Below are 5,536 nucleotides of genomic sequence, written 5' to 3' on the forward strand. Positions count from 1 at the left end.
ATCGTTCCATAATTACCAGAATTGTCATTGATCGTGATGTAGGAAGAAGCGGTCATTAATGTCGAAGTGACATTGCTCGCATCAGCACCACCGGTATTCTCTAAGGTAACGACCAGATCCGCGGTCTCACCCGGATCCAGAATACCGTTGCCATTACCGTCATTGGTCACAATCACATCCACAAACCCCAGAATCGGTGCGTAAACCGTTAAATTAAAGTGAGAAGTCCAGGTGGAATCAACATTGTCGTGACAGGTCAGTGTGAAGGTGATCGTATGGTTATTCGGACAGTCAGCCGCAACATCCAGGTTATAACCATCCGCACCGGTTGTAGCCGAATCTCCGGCCGGGATATTACCGAAATTCTTTATAGTATCGGATAAAGTAGCATAAGGATCAGTTGTGCCGAGGGTGCCGATGATTCCATTGCCCTGGGATTGACCGAGATTCTGAACCCAGAGCGGCAGTTCCACTGACTCACCGGGATTGAGTTCACCGTTGTTATTACCACCGGGACCGGGATCACTGACCGAGCATTTCTGATACATGACATATGCATAGTTGCTCGCCTGCACCACAATCGAATCTTCAAATGGATAATGATTCTGTGCTGTAACCGTTATATCCATATAGCCTGGAGTCAACGGCTCGACATTGAGGACGACGCTGCCCGAGCTGTTGGTATAACCGCTGGCATAGGTCTCTGTACCCTTTTGCAGACAAACCAGAGCATTATTGACCGGGCTGCCGCTGCTCGTTACGGTGACCGTCACATTCTGATTGCCGATGGGAATTGCTCCCGGATAATCGACCGTCAGGTTGGCCGGAACATCTGTCCACAAATACATTTCCGGATCACCAAAGAGATTCAACTCGTAGATACACCAACGCGTCTTATCATACTGAGCCCCTGAATCCGCATACGGTACCCAGGCATCCTTTGCCAGTCCATGGGCATGACCGACACGATACTCGCCTGCCTCAAAGATATTGGCGAAGAATGTGGTATCCAACCGCTCAGAAGGACCGGGTACATAACCACCCACATAAGCGCCCCAGCCGTAACGGGCATTGAACATTGCGGCAACGAGTCCACCACCCTCACGATTCACTAAGTGCTCAGCAAAACAATCTCCACCTGCAGACATAAGGTCCCAGCCACCGCACAGACACGCGATTGCAATCGCAATCCCCTGTTTATCGCCGTTGACCAGACCGTCGGCGTCGCTCGATGTCAAGAAAGGAGTCGAACCGCCGTTGTAGTAAATACCGGTCTCGTTTCCATGACCTTCCCAGTTCCCCATGGCATAACCGATATTCAATGAATCAATCATTCCCTGACGTGAAAGGGCGCCGTTGCGTTCGTACATCTTGGCGTCGAACCAGCCGGCAGGTGTCATCCGGGCAATTGAATCCGGCATTGGTCTTTCTTCATAACTTGACCACAGAATTCCTGTAGGAAGCATCATCTTTTTAAGATAGTCAGTTGGCGGGGTTCTTTCATAAGTAAGGATTTTATCAACAAAATTCTGCGCCATCGCGACGGTATAGACTGATGCGCGACCCACATAGACATCGTGGTACATATCGACATTATCACTCAACTCGCCGTAATGGTGGTCCCCATCTGCATCCCAATTACCATCTAAATCAGCATAATACAAATCCGCAGGCAAAGAATCATTGTCTGGCCCGCCAACACTCACATACCACCCTTTACGGGTCGGAACAATATTCTGACCGCTCGAATTGTAATCTCCTGAACCACCGAGTAAGACATATATCGTTCCCCATTCTGATTGAGCGTCGATGATGAAATTCCTTACTTTTTCCGCCAGGTCATAACCCGTATAATTGCTGTTGATCCAGGATACACTGACCACGGTCGCTGGAACGCCTTTATGGGTCTTATAATCGGCAAAGCGCTGAAACACGGTATCCATCGGAGATTCCGTAATAATTACATACTCGTAATATCCCGGGTCAAGACGGGTGTTGTTTCCTTTTTTGCCGACGCGCGGAGCGAAAACAGGAATATCTTCAGGATTGATGACCACTGATTTCACGGCACGCCCAAAGACCTCTTTCTGGCGTTCGGTAGCGATAAGAGCGGGAACCTGATTTTCTTTATATGTAACACGGTAAGTGATGGAAGTAGCGAATTGAATCTTACCGGTCGACGGAATATATCGTACTGGAAAGAGTTCGATATGAGCAATCCGATAGCCGTTCATAGTTCCGGCGCCGTTGATCTTTATCTTGATCCCTGGATAGGGCTGTGTTGAACCATAGACCCGCGGATCCGGCTTGAAATCCGGCATTTCGAATGTCTTTCCAGGTACTGGTAAAGGAACGTCCGGTTGCGCCGGCACCACCTTATATGTCCCCGGTATATCAACCCAGTTCTCTTCAACAATCTCAACCTCTGTGGGTGTCGCTCCGGCTGGTATCAACAGCGCCTGGACGACCCGCGGTACCCTGGGTTCACCGGGGTTGATGAGTGCCGGATAACCGTTGAGCTCAACAACATCATATTCACCAAGCCGGGAGATTTTCAGATTTCCCCTGTTAAAAAACACTGTTCGGGTTATTGTCCCTGCTGACAGAGGCAACAAAACCAGAACCAAGAGGCAACAAAGCCTTTTCATCTTTCCTCCTTACACCATACGGCTGTGGACATTTTTATCATCTTGCATCCACGGACCATAACCTTATCTGAAGAGTATCGCCTTTTCAGTCTTCATATAATTACCGATTGTATAGTGAACAAAATAGACCCCTGTCGGAAGAGGACGACCGCTGTCATCCAGCCCTTTCCACAGAACAGAATTCTGTTTTTGCCCTTCTGATTTCAGAACAAAGTTTCTCACCAGCCGGCCTGTGGAATTGTAGATTTTTATAAAAGCATCCTCTTCCCTATCACCTCTGTAAAAACTGACCGTCGTTGTTCGGTAAAATGGATTGGGATAGAGCGAAAATTTCGGTGTGTCCGGACGAACGCCGGCATTGGGCTTTTCTTCAATCCCGACCACCACATTCGCTTTTTTCAAACATGAATAATCACCCCAACCCCATGTTGTATTATACCCTTTTACATAGTAATAGTATTCACCTTCAGGATGGTTCGAGAAGTAATAGGAAGTATCCGGAATACTCGACGAGATCGTCGTCACAGAATTAAAGAGACATGAAGGATAGATATCATCAACATAGAAACCACTGCCCAATACACTGCCGTCGGTCATTGCGCGAAATCTTATGTAGATCGACTTACCGACCCAGTTCTCAAGTGAATAAGATTTTCTGACCCAGGAATTCTGGGTTCCGTTGAATCTTGTGGTATCGAGGTTGAACCATTCTTTGGTGTTTTCCGACACCTCAACCACCGCCACGTCATAATCATCTTCCAGATCATAACGGCACCAGAAGGTAAGGGAATCTCCGCTCTGCACCAGATAGGGATGGACGCTTCTGACCCCATGATTCATATTATTCTGATTTCCCGAAAAGAGACTGTGGGTGCCGGAATGCGCCTGGGAGGTGCTGCTCGTAAATCCTTCAAGAATCCAGCGTCCTGTTCCTGACTCCAGATCATCTTCGATGACCGTCGGAGCCGAAAGCTCAACCAGTTCCCACTGCAGCGGATGGTTGTCATTACTGTTGACCGGATGCCAGTATATGGTGAAATTCTCACCGACTGTACCTAAGGGATAGATCTCAGGAGGCGCCACCGCTCCTTCACATAGTATAACAATGGAATCAGCAAAATGGGCGAGGTACTTCAATGCCTTGAAGTTTTGATGACAGATATTATCAAGATCGCTCTGGGGCTGATAAAAAGAAGTACCCAGTTCAGCGGTGAAAGAAAGATTGGAAATGCCGCCCACATAATGGCACCAGCTGTAGAACCAGTCCATACTTGAACCGCTCACCGGATAGATTGCATTATATACAGTACCGCGGCCATAAGTGCCGCCGCCCAGGCGCTGGATCATATCCGCCATATAATTTCCTTTCTGGTCATAGAGGAGTGAATCAGGCGTTTCCTGCGCCTTCCAGCCCCATGGCCACATAAGGAGTTCACTGTAGCTGTGATACGTCATATAGGCATTGCATATATGGGACCGCACAAACATCGCCAGCGACTTTGTTTCATCACCTGAATTTGTATAGGCACCGCAAAAAGTTATATCACCGGGATTGTGGCATGCCTTACCGGCATCGACCGCACCCCATTCTCCTTCAAGCTCACCGGCGCAGCAGCCGTAATTACGGTTCGGGTCGGTTCCGATACTGCCTCCGAACGGTTCCCGATTCTTACGCCAGTAATATCCCCCGGGATAATCATACAGATAACCGTCGACATTAATCACCGGAAAACAATAGATTTCCGTGTTGTTGATGATCTCGGTGATCTCGGGAACATTACCATAAGCACTGAGCATTGAATCGGCGAAGAACAGAACCATGATCGGACACGCCCACTCCCGTGAATGGTGCGTACCTTCCACAAGAATTCCGGCTTCATCATCCTCTTCCACGCCGGGATTGTCTGAAATCTTTATGCCGTAAATCCAGTTTCCTTCATAAGTGGGAATGGGTAAAGAATCGAATTTACATATCGACGGGAAATTCTGAACCATCTGACGAAGACTGTCAGTGATCTGGGCATAGGAAAGATATTGCGCCCTGACTTTCTCTTTTTCCAGAGCAATGCTGGGAACAATCAATTCATAACTCAAACCCGAATTGATTATTTTATCCATTGTCACCTGGTCGACAACGATATCATACCACTCGCCAGCATGGGCTGCTGCAATATCTAAATTATATTTGGGAGAAATCCGACTTAAATTTTCCCATGATGAGGTGTATACACGCACAATCATTTCCTGACCGAAAGAGAAGAATATAAGAACGAGGCTGAGAATTATAATCTTTTTCATACACACTCCTTTCTTCTTGTCTTTCCCTCTTTATGACTCATAAAATCTTCCTCGAGACTTAAATCTAATGGAGCTCTTTCCTTTATCTGTAAATTATAATAAATTTTAGGGGAATGTCAAGATAAGAGTGCAAGAAAATGGTCCTTGACAATAAATCTATAATGTGTAACATTAATCAGGTCCCTTCTTGTCCAATTTAGAGGGGAGCAGTGTGGGTTCTTGACAAACAAGAGGAAAATGGTAAACTATGAGGAGGAAAAATGCAGAAAGTGATACCTGTAGAAATTGCACGATAAACGGTTGATATGATAAAGCAGTTGCTTGTCCTTTTAGTAGTCTTTTTCGTTTACTCGGCAGTCACCGTGAATGAACACTTATGTATTCTCTATGCATATCCAGACGGTTGGTCGGATGACATTCTGATAAATGCTGATACACTCGCCGTTGAGGAATATCCTGATATTGGGATTGATAGTAAGAATAATGTCTGGATAACATGGGATGACAATTCATTAATCAGTGGTGAGATATACTATTCGAAACGGGACAGTCTTGGCAACTGCCTTATCCCAGAAACGAATCTATCTGGC

General features: G+C 46.7%; 3 protein-coding genes. 1 reads left to right on the plus strand and 2 read right to left on the minus strand.

The annotated features are described in order from the left end of the window. Positions 1-2,648: hypothetical protein (locus tag ENI34_09560; GenBank protein HEC79364.1), on the minus strand; the 2,648-nt coding region annotated here is incomplete at its 3' end. 63 nt (positions 2,649-2,711) lie between these two features. Further along, entirely contained in the window at positions 2,712-4,946 is a 2,235-nt protein-coding gene (locus ENI34_09565; GenBank protein HEC79365.1) for a T9SS type A sorting domain-containing protein, read from the minus strand. A 305-nt stretch (positions 4,947-5,251) separates the two neighbouring features. Here ENI34_09565 and ENI34_09570 point away from each other — a divergent pair. Continuing rightward, a partial coding sequence (locus ENI34_09570) for a hypothetical protein (protein ID HEC79366.1) occupies positions 5,252-5,536 on the plus strand: 285 nt, incomplete at its 3' end.

The sequence above is a fragment of the candidate division WOR-3 bacterium genome (assembly GCA_011052815.1).
Classification (GTDB): domain Bacteria; phylum Hydrothermota; class Tepidihabitantia; order SM23-42; family SM23-42; genus DRIG01.